The sequence below is a fragment of the Polaromonas sp. P1_F2 genome, from assembly GCF_056405735.1.
The window spans coordinates 62,979-78,530 of sequence record NZ_JBFUBN010000011.1 but is presented as its reverse complement, the minus strand read 5'-3'; the positions used below and the strand labels follow the sequence as shown (position 1 = coordinate 78,530).

The 15,552-nt window shown below is 65.1% G+C and carries 16 protein-coding genes; 3 read left to right on the top strand and 13 right to left on the bottom strand.

Going from position 1 to position 15,552, the window contains the following annotated elements; genetic code table 11:
• Positions 1–2 precede the first annotated feature (2 nt).
• The 3 genes from eda to AC1D0O_RS19775 all read right to left on the bottom strand — a co-directional run bounded on the left by eda (position 3) and on the right by AC1D0O_RS19775 (position 3,278).
• Entirely contained in the window at positions 3–662 is a 660-nt protein-coding gene (gene eda / locus AC1D0O_RS19785) for a bifunctional 4-hydroxy-2-oxoglutarate aldolase/2-dehydro-3-deoxy-phosphogluconate aldolase (protein WP_477655194.1), read from the bottom strand.
• On the bottom strand, positions 653–2,470 hold the full coding sequence (gene edd / locus AC1D0O_RS19780; RefSeq protein ID WP_477655193.1) for a phosphogluconate dehydratase: 1,818 nt from the start codon (positions 2,468–2,470) through the stop codon (positions 653–655). The genes eda and edd overlap by 10 nt, the downstream gene beginning before the upstream one ends.
• A 211-nt stretch (positions 2,471–2,681) precedes the next feature.
• On the bottom strand, positions 2,682–3,278 hold the full coding sequence (locus AC1D0O_RS19775) for an OmpA family protein (RefSeq protein WP_477655192.1): 597 nt from the start codon (positions 3,276–3,278) through the stop codon (positions 2,682–2,684).
• 109 nt (positions 3,279–3,387) lie between these two features.
• Between AC1D0O_RS19775 and AC1D0O_RS19770 the strand changes: the two genes are divergently transcribed.
• Positions 3,388–3,936, top strand: coding sequence for a gamma-glutamylcyclotransferase (locus AC1D0O_RS19770; protein WP_477655191.1), 549 nt, complete (start codon positions 3,388–3,390; stop codon positions 3,934–3,936).
• Between the two features lie 92 nt (positions 3,937–4,028).
• Positions 4,029–4,544, top strand: coding sequence for a superoxide dismutase family protein (locus AC1D0O_RS19765; protein ID WP_477655190.1), 516 nt, complete (start codon positions 4,029–4,031; stop codon positions 4,542–4,544).
• 5 nt (positions 4,545–4,549) lie between these two features.
• Here AC1D0O_RS19765 and AC1D0O_RS19760 read toward each other — a convergent pair whose 3' ends face one another.
• The 4 genes from AC1D0O_RS19760 to AC1D0O_RS19745 form a co-directional block, all read right to left on the bottom strand.
• A complete protein-coding gene (locus tag AC1D0O_RS19760; RefSeq protein ID WP_477655189.1) occupies positions 4,550–5,110 on the bottom strand; it encodes a nucleotidyltransferase family protein in 561 nt (186 codons plus the stop codon).
• Positions 5,110–7,404: a xanthine dehydrogenase family protein molybdopterin-binding subunit gene (locus AC1D0O_RS19755; protein ID WP_477655188.1), complete on the bottom strand. Its 2,295-nt coding sequence runs from the start codon at positions 7,402–7,404 to the stop codon at positions 5,110–5,112. The genes AC1D0O_RS19760 and AC1D0O_RS19755 overlap by 1 nt, the downstream gene beginning before the upstream one ends.
• 11 nt (positions 7,405–7,415) lie before the next feature.
• Complete coding sequence (locus tag AC1D0O_RS19750) at positions 7,416–7,874, bottom strand: (2Fe-2S)-binding protein (protein ID WP_477655187.1); 459 nt, start codon at positions 7,872–7,874, stop codon at positions 7,416–7,418.
• Between the two features lie 176 nt (positions 7,875–8,050).
• Positions 8,051–8,623, bottom strand: a complete 573-nt coding sequence (locus tag AC1D0O_RS19745) for a TetR/AcrR family transcriptional regulator (RefSeq protein WP_477655186.1) — start codon at positions 8,621–8,623, stop codon at positions 8,051–8,053.
• A 136-nt stretch (positions 8,624–8,759) separates the two neighbouring features.
• On the opposite strand from AC1D0O_RS19745, the gene pdxH reads away from it, so the two are divergent.
• Positions 8,760–9,410, top strand: a complete 651-nt coding sequence (gene pdxH, locus AC1D0O_RS19740; RefSeq protein ID WP_477655185.1) for a pyridoxamine 5'-phosphate oxidase — start codon at positions 8,760–8,762, stop codon at positions 9,408–9,410.
• A 30-nt stretch (positions 9,411–9,440) separates the two neighbouring features.
• Here the strand turns inward: pdxH and AC1D0O_RS19735 are convergent, their stop codons facing one another.
• Genes AC1D0O_RS19735 through AC1D0O_RS19710 form a run of 6 tightly spaced genes read right to left on the bottom strand, consistent with a single transcriptional unit; the run spans position 9,441 to position 15,428 of the window.
• Entirely contained in the window at positions 9,441–10,796 is a 1,356-nt protein-coding gene (locus tag AC1D0O_RS19735) for an ATP-dependent Clp protease adaptor ClpS (RefSeq protein ID WP_477655184.1), read from the bottom strand.
• Between the two features lie 30 nt (positions 10,797–10,826).
• A complete protein-coding gene (gene folK, locus AC1D0O_RS19730; protein WP_477655183.1) occupies positions 10,827–11,315 on the bottom strand; it encodes a 2-amino-4-hydroxy-6-hydroxymethyldihydropteridine diphosphokinase in 489 nt (162 codons plus the stop codon).
• A 25-nt stretch (positions 11,316–11,340) separates the two neighbouring features.
• Positions 11,341–12,954 carry a polynucleotide adenylyltransferase PcnB gene (gene pcnB, locus AC1D0O_RS19725; RefSeq protein ID WP_477655182.1) on the bottom strand — a complete coding sequence of 538 codons (1,614 nt, stop codon included), beginning with the start codon at positions 12,952–12,954 and terminating at the stop codon, positions 11,341–11,343.
• Positions 12,955–12,960: 6 nt separating this feature from the next.
• Positions 12,961–13,638, bottom strand: a complete 678-nt coding sequence (locus tag AC1D0O_RS19720; RefSeq protein WP_477655181.1) for an HAD family hydrolase — start codon at positions 13,636–13,638, stop codon at positions 12,961–12,963.
• On the bottom strand, positions 13,635–14,321 hold the full coding sequence (gene hda / locus AC1D0O_RS19715) for a DnaA regulatory inactivator Hda (RefSeq protein WP_477655180.1): 687 nt from the start codon (positions 14,319–14,321) through the stop codon (positions 13,635–13,637). Before hda ends, AC1D0O_RS19720 begins: the two co-directional genes overlap by 4 nt.
• 33 nt (positions 14,322–14,354) lie before the next feature.
• Positions 14,355–15,428: an AI-2E family transporter gene (locus tag AC1D0O_RS19710; RefSeq protein WP_477655179.1), complete on the bottom strand. Its 1,074-nt coding sequence runs from the start codon at positions 15,426–15,428 to the stop codon at positions 14,355–14,357.
• Between the last annotated feature and the right edge of the window lie 124 nt (positions 15,429–15,552).

Below are 15,552 nucleotides of genomic sequence, written 5' to 3'. Positions count from 1 at the left end.
CGCTAGGCGTCGCGCTGCAGCCGGCAGGCCTGCTGCGCCAGCGCCGTCACCTGCGTCCAGTCACCGCGCGCCAGCACATCGGATGGCGTGAGCCAGGAGCCGCCCACGCAAATCACATTCGGCAGGCTTAAAAATTCCGCGGCGTTGGCCGTGGAGACGCCGCCCGTGGGGCAAAAGCGCACATCTCCGAAGGGACCGCTCCAGGCCTTGAGCATGGCCGGGCCGCCGGCCTGCATGGCGGGGAAAAATTTCAGTTCGGTCAGGCCGTCTTCCTGGGCCATCATGATTTCGCTCCCGGTGGCGACGCCGGGCAACAGCGGCAGGCCGGCATCGCGGCAGGCCTGGCCCACGGCATGGGTGTAGCCCGGGCTCACGGCGAAACGCGCGCCGGCCATGGCGCAGGCCTGGGCGTCGGCGGCGCTGCGCACTGTCCCCGCGCCCACCACGGCCTCGGGCACGTCGCGCGCGATGGCTTCGATGCAGGCCAGCGCCTGCGGCGTGCGCAGCGTGACCTCGAGCATGCGGATGCCGCCGGCCACCAGCGCGCGCGCCAGCAGCACGGCCTGCTTGGCGTCGCTGAGCACGATGACGGGAATTACCGGCGCATCCTGCATCACCTGCAGGGCGGTCAGCTTGCCGCTGAGATTGATGGTCACATCCACGATAAAGCTCCTTCTTCAGCCGTCAGCGCGTGGCGGCGCATGCCGGTAAACAGTTCACGGCCCATGCCGACGGCATTGCTTGCGCGCAAGCCGGTGGGCATGGTTTCGACAGGCCGAGCGGCCCATTCCGCCTCGGCCACCAAAACATTGAGTTCGCCGGTGACGGCGTCCACGCGCACCAGGTCGCCGTCGCGGACCCTGGCCAGCGGGCCGCCGGCGGCCGCTTCGGGCGACACATGGATGGCGGCCGGCACCTTGCCGGAGGCGCCGCTCATGCGGCCGTCGGTGACCAGCGCGACCTTGAAGCCCTTGCCCTGCAGCACCGCCAGCGGCGGCGTGAGTTTGTGCAGCTCGGGCATGCCGTTGGCCTGCGGGCCCTGCCAGCGCACCACGCAGACCACGTCGCGATCGAGTTCGCCGGCGTTAAAGGCCAGGTGCAGGGCTTCCTGCGAATCAAACACACGGGCCGGCGCTTCGATGACATGCCGGTCGTCGGGCACGGCGGAAACCTTGATCACGCTGCGGCCCAGGTTGCCCTGCAGCAGCTTGAGCCCGCCGGTGGGGCTGAAAGGTTTGGCGACTGGACGAACGATGGACTCATCCTTGGACGCACCCAGTTCGTGCCAGGCGAGTGCGGCACCGGCCATCGCCGGCTCGCGTGTGTACTCGCGTATGCCGCCTTCGCGCACCGTGAGCACGTCTTCATGCATGAAGCCCGCGTCCAGCAGTTCACGGATGATGAGCCCGGGGCCGCCGGCTGCCTGGAACTGGTTCACATCAGCGCTGCCGTTGGGGTAGACGTGGGCCAGCGTGGGCACGACGTCCGAGAGATCGGAAAAATCATTCCAGTCGATCACGATGCCGGCCGAATGCGCCACGGCCACCCAATGGATCAAATGGTTGGTGGAGCCACCAGTGGCCAGCAAGGCGACCATCGCATTCACGATGGCTTTCTCATCAACGACCAGACCAATGGGCGCGAAACGTTTCGCCTTGACGATGCCCAGCACGGTGCGCGCCGATTCGCGCGTGAGTTCCTCGCGCAGGGCATTGCCGGGGTTCACAAAGGCGGTGCCGGGCACATGCAGGCCCATGGCCTCGAGCAGCAGCTGGTTGCTGTTGGCCGTGCCGTAGAAGGTGCAGGTGCCGGGACTGTGGTAGCTCTTGAGTTCGGCGTCGAGCAAGCCTTCGCGCCCCACCAGGCCTTGCGCGGCCTGCTCACGCACGTGGGCTTTTTCCTTGTTGGACAGCCCCGAGGGCATGGGCCCCGCCGGTACAAACACGGTGGGCAGATGGCCGAACTGCAGCGCGCCTATCAGCAGGCCGGGCACGATCTTGTCGCACACGCCCAGCATCAGCGCCGCGTCGAACATGTCATGGGACAGCGCCACGGCGGTGGCCATGGCGATCACGTCGCGGCTGAACAGGCTGAGCTCCATGCCGCTGGTGCCCTGGGTCACGCCGTCGCACATGGCCGGCACGCCGCCGGCCACCTGGGCCGTTGCGCCCTGCTTGCGCGCCTCGTCCTTGATCAGCGCCGGGTAGCCCTGCAGCGGCACGTGCGCCGACAGCATGTCGTTGTAGGCGGTGACGACGGCGATGTTGGGCGCGCGCTGCGTCACGACCTTGAAGCGGTCGTCCAGCGGGATGCCGGCCACCGCATGCGCGATGTTGGCGCAGCCCATGCGGTCCATGCCGGGGTCGCGTGTCGAAGCCGCGTGCAATTGCGCGAGATAGGCCTCGCGCGTGGGACGGCTGCGCGCCGCGATGCGGGCCGTGATGTCTGAGACTTTGGGATGAAGTGCCATGGTGGAGCTTTAGGTCTGGGTGGCGGGGGCTGCCGGAGGGGCAATGTAACTTTATTACTGACTCTATGGTAACGGGTTACCGCCCCCTTTGAGGCCAATGTGGTTACGGTACGGTTACCAAACACAGTCTGCCGCCAGGGCCGCCGGCCCAACGTCGGTTCCCTGCCCTTGCCCTTGTCAGCGATGCACTACGCCGCCGGGCGCCTGGCTTTTACTGCAGCGAGATTTCGACGCGGCGCGCCTCGGCATCGCTGCTCCCGGTCAGTTGCTCGGGCTTCTTCAGTTCGATCTGCCGTTCGGGAACACCCGCGGCCTTGAGCGCATCGCGCACCGCCACGGCCCGCTGTTTTGCCAGGGCCGCATTTTTGGCGGCGTCGCCCGTCGCGTCATGAAAGCCCGAGATCACCAGCGTACGGCCGCCCGCTTTGGCGGCCTTGACCAGGTCGGCCATCGCATCTACCGCGCCGGCGGCCAAGTCGGCATTGCCGGAGGCAAAATAAAAGCGCACCACGCTCTGCTCGACCTTGACGCTGGCGGCATCGGCCGCGGCTTGCGAGGCTTGGGAAGCCTGGATGGCCTGGGCGACGTCGGGAAGGATGGCGGAGGCAGCAGCGGCAGGCGCCGAGGCCACAGTTGCGGGGGCCGTCGCGGCGACCGCGATTGCGGGAACAGGCGGAGCGCCCGAAGGCTTGGCGCGATGCAACCGGTGCAGGCTGATGCCTATGACCAGCGTCATGACAAAAACAATCAGGCCAAGAACGACCGCCAACACCAGGCCCTGCTGGCCTTCATCGTCCTGAGAAAACATTGCCCGACTCCCGTCACAAAAACTCGGCCCATTGTAAAGTGCGTCTGTGGAAAACTCAGCAAAGCAACTGGCCGGTCCCGGTCTTTCCGTTCCCCGCAACCCCGACCATATGCTGGAGACCGTCATGCGCGAGTGGGGCGGCAAGCACGACCTGTGGATCTTCGCCTACGCCTCGCTGATCTGGCGCCCGGAGTTCGAGCATGCGGAAGAGCGCTTTGCCACCATCCACGGCTACCACCGCGCGCTGAAAATGTGGAGCCGCGTGAACCGCGGCACGCCGGAATGCCCGGGCCTGGTCTTCGGCCTGCTGCCCGGCGGCAGTTGCAAGGGAATGGCCTTTCGCATCCCGCGAGCTCAGGTGGCGGGCGCCCTGCCCGCCTTGTGGGCGCGCGAGATGCCCAACGGCGTCTACGACCCCAAATGGCTGCGCTGCCAGACCACGCAGGGCGACCTGCGAGCACTGGCCTTCACGCTGTCCAAGCGCAGCCCCAGCCACACCGGCGTGCTCAGCGAGGACGTCTACCGGCGGATTTTTTCAGACTCCTGCGGACGCTACGGCACCACGCGCGAATACGCGCAGCTCACCTACGACAAGCTGAAGACCCTGGGCATTCACGACCATGCACTGGGCAAACTGTTGGCGCTGGTTAATGGCTAGGCACCGTTTGCGTCTTGCCAGCGCGGGCCATGCGGCCTACAGTGGGCCTTTGATTTTTTCATGTCCCCACCAACTCTTCAGGAGACCGCATCATGATCTACCGTCTGGCGCCACTCGCCGCCGCCCTTGTGCTCAGCGCCTGCGCATCCACCACGAGCGGCCCGCGCGCCGTGGCCCAGCTGCAAAGCACCACCGGCAACAGCGCGGCCGGCACCGTGAACTTCACCCAGAGCGGTGACAAGGTATTGGTCTCGGGCGAGATTCGCGGCCTCAAGCCGAACGCCGAGCACGGCTTTCATGTGCATGAAAAAGGCGATTGCTCCAGCGGCGACGGCATGAGCACCGGCGGCCACTTCAACCCCGGCGGCCAGCCCCACGGCAGCCATTCGGACATGGCTCACCATACCGGCGACTTGCCCAGCCTCAAGGCCGACGCGTCCGGTGTCGCGAAATTCAGCTTTGAATCGAAAACCATTGCCGTCGGCAACGGCATGAACAACATTGTGGGCAAGGGCCTCATCGTGCACCGCGATCCTGACGACTTCAAAACCCAGCCCACCGGAAACTCCGGCCCGCGGCTGGCCTGCGCAGTGATCGCGCTAAGCTAGAAAACTCAGCGCCGCGCGAGCAGCGCTTCGGCGCGCTGCAAATCTTCCAGCGTATCGATGTCGGTGACGATGCCTTCATCGGCCAGGTCGAGCAACTCTACGGACTGGAGCGCGGCCTGCGCTTGGACCACCGGGGACGCGCCCCGGTTTCCGGTCAATGCCAGCAGCGCCTCGCGGCACGCGGCCGAAAAACCCACCGGGTGGCCGCGTACCCCCTTGAACATCGGCACCACCACCGCATGCCGCGCCAGCGCATCGGCCACCGTCCGCAGCGTGGCGGCCTGCACCAGCGGCAGATCACCCGGCAAGACCAGCCATCCCGAGGCTTCAGGTGTGGCCCGCACGGCAGCCGCGATGCAATCGCCCATGCCGGGATGGCCCGCATCCTCCAGGTGCCAGGGCAGGCCGCTGGCGGCCACGGCGTCCAGGGTGTGGCGCAGCACCGGTTTGCCGGCCAGCAAGGCCTGCAGCTTGTGCGTACCGCCGCCCGACGCGGCAAAGCGCTCCCCCCGGCCCGAGGCCAGCACCAGCACCGTGGGGTCGCCCCTCGCCACGCCTTTGTCCATCACGCCAGTTTAAAAGGCAGCTCGCGCGGCGCGGGCTTGCCCGTGAGTTTGGCGATCGCATTGGCAAAGGCCGGAGCCAGCGGCGGCAGGCCGGGTTCGCCCAGGCCGGTGGGCGCATCGGCGCTGGGCACGATGAACACCGCCACCGTGGGCATGTCGGTGATGCGCGGCACCGGGAAGTCGCCGAAGTTGCTCTGTTCCACCACGCCGTCTTTCAGCGTGATGGCGGCGCCTGGAAGGCACATCGACAAGCCCATCAGCGCCGCGCCCTGGATCTGCGCTTCGATGCTGGTCGGGTTGATCGCGAGGTTGCAGTGCACGCCCGCGGTGATGCCATGCAGCACCGGCGTGTTGTCCTTGACCGAGGCTTCGACCACATAGGCCACCACGGTATTGAAGGATTCGTGCACCGCCACGCCCCAGGCGCGGCCAGCGGCCAGCGTGCGTTTGCCGTAGGCGGATTTGTCGACCGCCACTTGCAGCGCGGCGGCGTGGCGCGGGTGCTTGCTGCCGAACTGCTTCATGCGGTAGGCCACCGGGTCCTGCCCCGAGCTGCGCGCGACCTCATCGATCAGCGTTTCCATCACGTAGGCCGTGTGGGTGGAGCCCACGCTGCGCCACCAGAGCACCGGCACATTGAGCTTGGGGTGGTGCACCGACAGCCGCATCGGGATCTCGTAAGGCTCTTTCATGCCTTCGACCATGGTGCCGTCCACGCCGTCCTTGACCATGAAGGCTTCAAACGGCGTGCCGCCGACGATGGACTGGCCGACGATGACATGGTCCCAACCCAGGATCTCGCCCTTTTCGTCAAAGCCGATCTCGGCGCGGTGCACATGCATGGGACGGTAGTAGCCGCCCTTGATGTCGTCCTCGCGGCTCCACAGCGTGCGCACCGCGGCCGTCAGCCCGGCGCCGCGCGCGGCCCTGGCGACATTGCAGGCCTCCACGACGTAGTCGCTGGTGGCAATCGCGCGGCGGCCAAAACCGCCGCCGGCCATCTGCACATTCATCTTGACGTTCTGCGGCGCCACGCCCAGGGCCTTGGACGCGGCCAGCGTGTCCAGGCCCGGCATCTGCGTGCCCAGCCAGAGTTCGGCTTTGGCATCCGCGCCCTGGCCGCTGAGCTGCACCGTGCAGTTGAGCGGCTCCATAGGCGCGTGGGCCAGGTAGGGGAAGACAAACTCGGCGCTGATCTTTTTGGGAGCCGTTGCCAGCTTGCCGATGTTGTCGTTGTACTTGAGCGCACCGGTCTTTTGAGCCAGCGCGCGGTAGCTCGCGAGCTGTTGCGCGCTGTCAACCTTTTCGACGCCGCTGGTATCCCATTCCACCTTGAGTGCATCGCGGCCCTGCTTGGCGGCCCAGTAGCCATCGGCCACCACCGCCACGCCCTCACCGCCGCGGTCCAGCGGCACGCGCAGCACGGCTTTCACGCCGGGAACGGCTTTGGCGGCGCTGTCGTCCAGCGACTTGAGCTTGCCGGCGAACACCGGCGGATGCGCCACCACGGCCGTCAGCATGCCGGGCAGGCGCACGTCAATGCCGTAACTTTGGTTGCCGGTGGATTTGGCGCGCGCATCGAGCCGGCCCGTGGGTTTTCCGATGATGCGGAACTGCTTCGGGTCCTTGAGCGTGACCGCCTCGGGCACCGGCAGCTTCATGGCCGCCTCGGCGAGCTCGCCATAGGTGAGGCGCTTGCCACCGGGGCCGATGACAACACCCTGCTGGGTGCGCAGGCTGCCGGCATCGACGCCCCATTGCGCCGCCGCGGCGGACACCAGCATGGCGCGGGTGCGCGCGCCGAGTTCGCGGTACTGCGTGTAGGAGTTCTTGATCGAACCCGAACCGCCCGTGAGGTGCATGCCGAAAGCCGGGTCCACATAAGCGGGGTCGGCATTGCCGTGCTGGCTTTTGACCAGAGCCCAGTCGGCGTCAAGCTCTTCGGCCAGGATCATGGGCAGGCCGGTCTGCACACCCTGCCCGAAGTCGAGCCGGTTGATGGTGACGGTCACCGTGCCGTCCTTGTCGATGCGCACAAAGGCCGAGGGTTGCTGGGTCGGCTTGAGGCTGGATGCGGCGGGTGTCCCCGCCGTCGCCATGGTTTGCGCTTGCGTGAGCAGCGGAAACGCCCCGAGCGCAAAGCCGCCGGCAGTTGCGACCTTGAGGAAGCTGCGGCGCGGCAGCTCGGCATCCGCTATGGTTTTGGTAGCCGCTTGCGCTTTTTGCATGAGGGCCTGCAGGCCTTTTGGCAATTGCGAGGCGATGTCGAAGGTGTCTGTGGAATTGGAATACATGGTGTTCTCCTTCAAGCCAGGGTTTGGGCGGCGTCTTTGATGGCCGCGCGAATGCGCACATAGGTGCCGCAGCGGCAGATGTTGCCGGCCATGGCGCCGTCGATGTCGGCGTCGCTGGGCTTGGCGTTGGCCTTGAGCAAGGCCGTGGCGCTCATCACCTGGCCGCTCTGGCAGTAGCCGCATTGCGCCACGTCATGCTTGACCCAGGCGTCCTGCACCGCTTTGCCCACGCGGTCGGTGGCCACGGCTTCAATGGTGGTGATTTTCTGGCCGGCGGCGGCCGAGATCGGCGTGATGCATGAACGTATGGCCGTGCCGTTGAGGTGCACGGTGCAGGCGCCGCACAGCGCGGCGCCGCAGCCGAACTTGGTGCCCGTCATGCCCAGCGTATCGCGCAGGGCCCAGAGTATGGGGGTGGATCCATCGGCGTTGACGGCGGTGTCCTTGCCGTTGATGTTGAGGGTGGGCATCGTGGAACTCCTTGCAGTTGTTGTTAGGGGAAGCGGGAAAACGGGGGGAAACGGGTCAGCGGAGAAATCTGGAAGCGACTTGTCGAATTTATATTCGCTTAAAGCACGGTTTTTATCAAAATAACTTGGCCCGCGGATATCAGGGGGTATTCACTTTCGGGAGGCTATCCAGGCGATCAGGCCTTGATGGCGTCCCAGCACAGCCCGAAGGCCGCCTGCCGCACGGCCTCGTCATCGGGCAGTACCTGTGTGCGTATCAGGTTGGCGGTTTCCCGCACCGAGCCCACCACGCTGGCCGTCAGCAGGGGCAGCGGCACGGGCTTGAAGATTTCCTGCTGCTGGCCTTCTTCCATCAGCGCCAGGAAGCTCGCCGCCAGCCGGGCCGACAGCTCGCGGTTGCCCTGCGTGAACCAGGGGGAGTTGTAGTACTGCTCCTGGAACACCACCTCGGCGTGGCGCTCCAGCCGGTGCCGCAGCAGGTTGCACCAGATGCGCCGCACCCGGCTACGAAGGGGTGCGCCGGGGAGCACGCCGTCCATCAGCCGCTGCATGGTCGCGGTCTTGGCTTCTTCGTAGAGCTGGCTGATGAGCTCGTCCTTGGATGGGTAATAGACGTAAAGCGTGCTGGTGGCGATGCCGGCCGTGCGGGCGATGTCGGCCATGGTCAGGCCGCTCAGGCCGGTCTGGGCCACCAGGTTGAAGGTGGCCTCGGCAATCGCGCGCTGCTTTTCGTCGTCTTTGGGCTTCATGGGGAAGCTCAGAATATAAGCGAATATTAATTCGTTATCAAGCCCCTCCTCAAGCCTCGCAAAAAGGCAAGCCATAAGGTGCGGACCAAGGCCGGCTGCGCGCAGGGGCATGAGCCGAGCGGGCACAATCATGGGCATGAGCCAGCCCACCCTCTCCATTGCCGACCTGCGCAAAAGCTACGAACGCGCCGAACTCAACGAAGATGCCTCGCAGGCCGACCCGCTCAGGCAGTTCGAGCAATGGCTGCAGGAAGCCATCGCGGCCGAGGTGCCCGAGCCCAATGCCATGACCTTGGCCACCGTGGCCAGCGACCTGCGCCCCTCCACCCGCATCGTGCTGATCAAGGGCTATGACGAGCGCGGCATCACCTGGTTCACCAATTACGACAGCCGCAAGGGCCGGGAACTGGCCGGCAACCCTTACGCGGCGCTGCAGTTCCATTGGGTGGAACTGGAGCGCGTGGTACGCATCGAGGGTGTGGTCGAAAAGGTTTCCGCCGAGGAAAGCGACGCCTACTTCAACACCCGGCCGCTGGATTCCCGCATAGGCGCCTGGGCCAGCCCACAAAGCGAGGTGATCGCCGGGCGCGGCGTGCTCGTGGCCAATGCGGCCAAGTACGGCGCGAAATTTTTGCTGCAGCCCCCGCGCCCTCCGCATTGGGGCGGCTACCGCCTCAAGCCCGACAACTGGCAGTTCTGGCAGGGCCGCAAGAGCCGGCTGCATGACCGGTTGCGCTACACGCTGCAGGGTGATGGCGGCTGGCTGCGCGAGCGGCTGGCGCCTTAGTCGACACTCGCTTCACGGAGCTGTTGAACGTCAGTTGCCATTGTGGTGTGGCGGCTCCTGGCAAGCCCGAGCCTCCACAGCCCGGCAAACGAATGGATGACCTTGATTGCGAGCCGCCTCGGTGACAGCCGCTGCAATGGCCTCTGCCCTGTCCAATCCGGCTGTCGGCACCAAAGCGCCACCATTCTTGTGGATCTCCAACATCAAGATGATCGCTTTTTCCCGGTCAAGCTGCAGTTGCTGCATGAGGGTCGTGACGACGAATTCCATCGGTGTCTTGCTGTCATTCAGTATTTCGACACCCGTGGTAAAGCCAGGTGTCGAAAAATCGTCCAACGACAACAAGCTTGTTTCCGCGGGAAAGACACGCGTTGCCGCAATAGGATCCGGGAACGGATGAGGCGTGCCTCTTGTGGCATGCAGGATCACCTTCCAAATGATATTCCCATCGGTCGAAAGGCCGCTAAAAGTTTTGCCGGGAATCAGATTCAGCACAAACAGGAAAGCGTTGTAAGCGGTAAACGTAAAGGCCACGCACTTGCCAAACGCGCTCGTGGGCCAACCAAAAATTGCGATGTACAGCAATGTCAGCAGAAACAAGGCGCACTGAGCCAGCAGGCCCGCTGAGAACACAAGCAGGGTGTCTCGAACTCCGCGTGGGGCCTGGACATTGCATTGACCGCCCAAGCCGGAAATATCAACAGAGAACACTTTGAGACCAAGCAATCGCGCGGCGGCAAAATGACCTAGCTCGTGAATTGAAATGAGAGCCAAAAATGCGAGGCAGTAGTAGAGCCACTCTGTCAGACTGAACCCTGAAAAGATGGAGAGCATCAAACCACCGGCCGGCAAGGACCAATGAATCCGTAACGGGGCACCTTGCACTGTTGCAACCTTGAGGGACCAGGAATTCACGCCTGCAACGCCCGATGGTGCCGCGTTGTTCACACCCCAGGTACCACGCATTGTTCGCATGCCGATCACCGTGGAAACCAGACCCAGAAGTACCACGAACACCGCCCAGACAAGGCCTTCATACCGTTTCCCGGAAACCAGCACGAACGCCAGCCATGCGCCTGCAACAATCAAGAGAGTTGCGATCACCCACCACGCAACGGGATGCAGCAATGATTGGTACTTGTTAGGCCGATTGAGCAGCAGGCGCCAACCGACAGACAGCAGGAATGCTGCGATCAGCCCTGGTACAGCCAGCATCGCCAGGACAAAAACAGGCTGCTCGGCAAAAACCCTTGAGTTCAATTTGATCGCAGCAAAACCAACCAAGGCTACGAACGGCATGCCTGCCACCAGTGCAAGCGCGCCAATGCCGCGCAGCACCCATGGGTCCACTCCGCGTTTAAGCGAATCGTTGATTGAATCTGCCATAGCGGGTGAACCGTGAATCCGTTGAGTGCGCTACAGGCCTGAAAGCCTCTCGATGCGCTGCTGCACCACGGCCGCCAGCTGCGCGGCACTGACCAGCCCAGGCTCGATTTCCGCCAGCGGCACCAACACAAAAGCGCGTTGCCACATACGCGGATGGGGCACCGTCAGGTGGGGCGACTCAATGTGCCCGCTGCCGTACATCAGCAAGTCAAGATCCAGCGTTCGCGGGGCGTGCAGGTAGGGCCGCTCGCGGCCTGCAGACAATTCGATCCGGAGCAGATGCTGCAGCAAAACCGGCGCCGGCAGGCTGGTTTCGATTCTGAGAACAGCATTGAGGTAATCCTCTCCCGATGTCTGGACTTGCGCGCCATCGGCAGTGGTGATGGGCGCAGTCCGGTAAAGGCTGGATCGGGCGATCAGTGCGGTGCCCGGCAGGCTGGCCACATCCTTCGTAGCCTGTGCGAGCGCGGCGGCCGCATCACCGAGGTTGGCGCCCAGGCCGATGTAGGCGTCAACCATGCCCGTGCTCTGCGCGCCTCGTGGCTTACTCGCCGTCGTTGCCTGCGGGAGCAGGAGCCGCAGCAGCGTCGCCACCCGCACCACCGCGATTGGCCGGCTTGCGGCGGCGCCGGCGTTTTTTGGCGGGTGCGGCGTCGCCCTGCTCGCCGGACGCATCCGCATCGGGCGTGCCGCGTTCGGCGCGGTCTGCCTGGCCGGCGCCCGCTTCGGCATCAGGGCGCTTGACGCGAACCCGAGGCGCCTGCGGTTTATGTTGCTGCGCTTGGCGCGCCTCTTCGATCATCGCGTGGCGTTCGTCGTCGTAGGCGGTGCTGAATTTCTCCCACCACTCGGCCAGTTCCATGTCAATCTCGCCGGTCTGCGCGCGCAGGCGCAGGAAATCGAAGCCGGCGCGAAAGCGCGGCTGCTCGAGCAATGAATAGGGCGCGCTGCCGCTGCGTTTTTCAAAGCGCGGCTGCATGGTCCAGATCTCGCGCATGTCGGTACCCAGCTTGCCGCGGCCCGACACGTCGCCGATCTTGGCGTTGAAGGCATCGTCGATCGCGTCCTGCAGCGCGGGCATGAGGTGCTCGCCGCGCTTCTTGCGCTGCTCCCAACCTTCGCGCACGTCGGCCCACAGCACGCAGGACAGCAAAAAGCTGGGTGCCACCGGCTTGCCTTCGCCGACACGGCGGTCGGTGTCCTGCAGGGCCAGCTTGAGGAAGGGTTCGTCGGCGTTTTCAACCACCACGTCGAGCAGCGGGTAGATGCCGGTGCCCAGGCCCAGGAACTTGAGCTGGGCGATGCTGGCCAGCGCATGGCCGGTCTGCAGCAGCTTGAGCATTTCGTCGAAGAGGCGCGACTGCGGCACGTCGGCCAGCAGGCCCTTCATCTCGCGAAGCGGCGCCACCGTCTTGTCTTCAAACTTGAAACCCAGCGCGCTGAGCTTGGCCGCGAAACGCACGGCGCGGATGATGCGCACCGGGTCTTCGCGGTAGCGCACGGCCGGGCTGCCGATCATGCGGATGATTCGTTTTTTGGCGTCCTTGATGCCGTTGTGGTAGTCGACCACCACCTGCGTTTCAGGGTCGTAGTACATCGCGTTGATGGTGAAATCGCGGCGCGCGGCATCCTGCTCGATGGGGCCCCAGACGTTGTCGCGCAGCACCCGGCCGGAGGCGTCGACGGCGTGTTTCATGCCGGCCAGTTCGCTCTTACTGGTGCGCTCGTTGCCGCCGACCTGCTCGGCCAGGCTGCTGTCGAGGTGGGCACGGAAGGTCGAGACCTCGATGACCTCATGCTCGCGGCCACGGCCGTAGATGACGTGCACGATGCGAAAGCGCCTGCCGATGATGAAAGCGCGGCGGAACAGGGACTTGACCTGCTCGGGCGTGGCGTCGGTGGCGACGTCGAAGTCCTTGGGCCGCAGGCCCACCAGCAGGTCGCGCACCGCGCCGCCGACGATGTAGGCCTCATAACCGGCGTCCTGGAGCGTGTGCACCACGTCCATGGCGCGGTCGTCCACCAGCTTGACGTCGATGCCGTGTTCCTTGACGCCTACGTCCTGGCGCTGCCCGAAGGGGGATTTTTTGGCCCGCTTGGCACCGGGCTCCGTGCTGTCGGACTTGCCGAACAGCTTGTCGATGAATTTTTTGATCATGAAATACTAGGTAAACAGCTCAAGTATGCGCCATCCGCGCTCTACCGCCAGCGCCCGCAGGCGCTCGTCGGGGTTGGTGGCGACGGGGTGGGCCGCCTTCTCCATCAAGGCCAGGTCGTTCAGGGAATCGGTGTAGAACGTGGTTTCCACGTCGTCCCAGGACAGCCGGCGGGAGGCCAGCCATTGTTCCATGCGCGTGACCTTGCCTTCACGGGCCGAGGGCGTGCCCCGGATTTCCCCGGTCACCCAGCCCTGGGCGTCGCGTTCGAGCTCCACCGCTATCAGCTCCTTGACGCCGAAAGCGTCGGCGATGGGGCGCGTGACGAATTCATTGGTGGCGGTGACGATGACCAGTTCGTCGCCCGCCGCGCGGTGGCCATCCACCAGGGCCAGGGCCTGGGGTGTGATGGCTTTTTGCACGACCTCCCGCATGAAACGGGCATGAGCGGCGGCCGAACTGGCGGCGCCCTGCTCGCGGATGGCCTGGGTGGCGAAACGCACGTAGTCGTGGATGTCCAGCGTGCCGGCGCGGTAATGCTCGAAGAATTCGGCATTGCGACGTTTGAACTCGGTGCTATCGCACCAGCCCAGCGCAATCGTGAACTCGCCCCATTCGTAATCGGAATCGATGGGGATCAGCGTGTGATCCAGGTCGAACAATGCAATCTTTTTCTTGCCCGTCATTCACTCTCCAGCATGGACTTGATCAGGGGGATGGTGATGGCGCGCTTGGTTTGCAGGGCGTAGCCGTCGAGCTGGTCGAGCAGCTGCATCAGGCTGCCGAGGTCGCGCGAAAAGCGGGTCAGCATGAAATCCATGGCCTCGTCGCTCAGGAACACGCCGCGCGCGTCGGCCTCGCGCCGCAAGACGGCGCGCCGCTCGGGCTCGGTCAGGGCCTGCAGCGCGAACACATGGCCCCAGCCCAGGCGGGTGCGCAAATCCTCGCGCAGCGCCAGGTCGGCGGGCGGCACGTTGCCGGCGGCCAGCACCCAGCGCGGCCGGCCGTCAGAGGCGCTGAGCGCGTTGACGAACCAGTTGAAGGCCGCCTGCTGCTGCACCGCGGTGTAGAGGTGGCAGTCGTCCAGGATGACGGCGGCCCAGGCGTCGTTGAATTCGGGCGGCTCCAGCAGCGAGGCGTCCATCCAGCCGCTGGCGGCGCCCTGCTCGCGCAGCGCCTCGCGCACGGCCTTGAGCAGATGGGTCTTGCCGCTGGCGGTTTCACCCCAGAGGTAGGTGGGCACGGGTGAACGCAGCGTATTGCCGGCCCACAGTTCGAGGTGCTTGAGCGCGGCTTCGTTCGGCCCGCCAAAAAAATTGGCGAACGAGGGAGCCGAGGCCAGCCCGATGTCCAGCGCAATCTGTTTCATGCCCGCCATGTGTCTATTCCAGCCCCATTGCTGTCACCCAGCCTTGTAAAGCCGACTGGCCATATAGCTGGCCTTGACGCGGCGTATGCCCACCAGCAGCACGGCGCTGGCCGGCAGGGCCACCAGCACACCGACAAAGCCGAACACCTGGCCGAAAGCCAGCAAGGCAAAAATCACCGCCAGCGGGTGCAGGCCTATGCGCTCGCCCACCAGGCGCGGCGTGAAATACAGGCTTTCCACCACTTGCCCGATGCCGTAGACCACGGCCACCATGACCAGCGCCTTGAGCGAGGCGAATTCCAGCAGGCCGGCCAGCACCGCCAGCATCAGGCCCAGGCCGAAGCCGAGGTAGGGGATGAACATCGCCAGGCCCGTGAAAACGCCGATCGGCACGGCCAGGTCCAGGCCGAACAGGGCCAGGCCCACGGCATAGAACACCGCCATGATCAACATGACCAGCAACTGGCCGCGCAGGTACTGGCCCAGCACCGCGTCGGCTTCCGCCGTGAAGCTGTCGAAGCCGCCGCGCAGGTGGGGCGGCACCAGCTCCAGCACGCGGGCGACGAACTTTTCCCAGTCCATCAGCAGGTAGAACAGCGCCACCGGAATCAGCACGGCGTTGCCGATGATGGCCAGCGCCACGCTGCCGCCCAGCTTGAGCGAGGACATCAGGGAGGTGAACAGGTCCTCGAAATTGGCATTGAGGTACTTCACCACAAAGGCCTTGATGCTGCCCACGTCCAGCGACACATGGATGCCGAACTGCGCCAGCCACGGGGCCAGACTGGTGTTGAGCCTGTCGGCCAGCAGCGGCACCTGCTCGCGCAGCACCGGCAGTTCCTTGGCCATGATGGGCACGATCAGCAGGAACAGGCTCAGCAGCACAACGATGAAGAGGAATTCGACCACTATCACCGCCACCACGCGCGGCAGGCGGCCCTTGCCCGTGGAATCCAGCCGGTTGACCAGCGGCGTCAGCGCATAGGCCAGCACCGCTGCGACCACAAAGGGCGTGAGCACCGGCCCCAGCAGCCACAGCGCGAGAACGACCAGGGCGGCGATCAGGCACCAGGCGGCGGCGCGTTTTTGAGCGGTGGTGAATTGCATAAAGCCTTGGGTTGAGCGGGCCGGAACAGGCCGCATAAGGGCCTGAAAGCGGCCGGATGGGTAGCCTTTAGAATCTCAGGCTGAATTCTATCGGGCTTGCAGGCCCCTCCAGCGCCGCAAACCC

Coding starts and splice junctions, on each gene's coding strand:
- AC1D0O_RS19765 (WP_477655190.1), top strand. CDS start 4,029: ATGATCTACCGTCTGGCGCCACTCGCCGCCGCCCTTGTGCTCAGCGCC.
- AC1D0O_RS19750 (WP_477655187.1), bottom strand. CDS start 7,874: ATGCCCACCCTCAACATCAACGGCAAGGACACCGCCGTCAACGCCGAT.
- hda (WP_477655180.1), bottom strand. CDS start 14,321: ATGAAACAGATTGCGCTGGACATCGGGCTGGCCTCGGCTCCCTCGTTC.
- AC1D0O_RS19775 (WP_477655192.1), bottom strand. CDS start 3,278: ATGTTTTCTCAGGACGATGAAGGCCAGCAGGGCCTGGTGTTGGCGGTC.
- AC1D0O_RS19770 (WP_477655191.1), top strand. CDS start 3,388: ATGCTGGAGACCGTCATGCGCGAGTGGGGCGGCAAGCACGACCTGTGG.
- edd (WP_477655193.1), bottom strand. CDS start 2,470: ATGGCACTTCATCCCAAAGTCTCAGACATCACGGCCCGCATCGCGGCG.
- AC1D0O_RS19745 (WP_477655186.1), bottom strand. CDS start 8,623: ATGAAGCCCAAAGACGACGAAAAGCAGCGCGCGATTGCCGAGGCCACC.
- folK (WP_477655183.1), bottom strand. CDS start 11,315: ATGGTTGACGCCTACATCGGCCTGGGCGCCAACCTCGGTGATGCGGCC.
- AC1D0O_RS19710 (WP_477655179.1), bottom strand. CDS start 15,428: ATGCAATTCACCACCGCTCAAAAACGCGCCGCCGCCTGGTGCCTGATC.
- AC1D0O_RS19720 (WP_477655181.1), bottom strand. CDS start 13,638: ATGACGGGCAAGAAAAAGATTGCATTGTTCGACCTGGATCACACGCTG.
- pcnB (WP_477655182.1), bottom strand. CDS start 12,954: ATGATCAAAAAATTCATCGACAAGCTGTTCGGCAAGTCCGACAGCACG.
- AC1D0O_RS19760 (WP_477655189.1), bottom strand. CDS start 5,110: ATGGACAAAGGCGTGGCGAGGGGCGACCCCACGGTGCTGGTGCTGGCC.
- AC1D0O_RS19735 (WP_477655184.1), bottom strand. CDS start 10,796: ATGGCAGATTCAATCAACGATTCGCTTAAACGCGGAGTGGACCCATGG.
- pdxH (WP_477655185.1), top strand. CDS start 8,760: ATGAGCCAGCCCACCCTCTCCATTGCCGACCTGCGCAAAAGCTACGAA.
- AC1D0O_RS19755 (WP_477655188.1), bottom strand. CDS start 7,404: ATGTATTCCAATTCCACAGACACCTTCGACATCGCCTCGCAATTGCCA.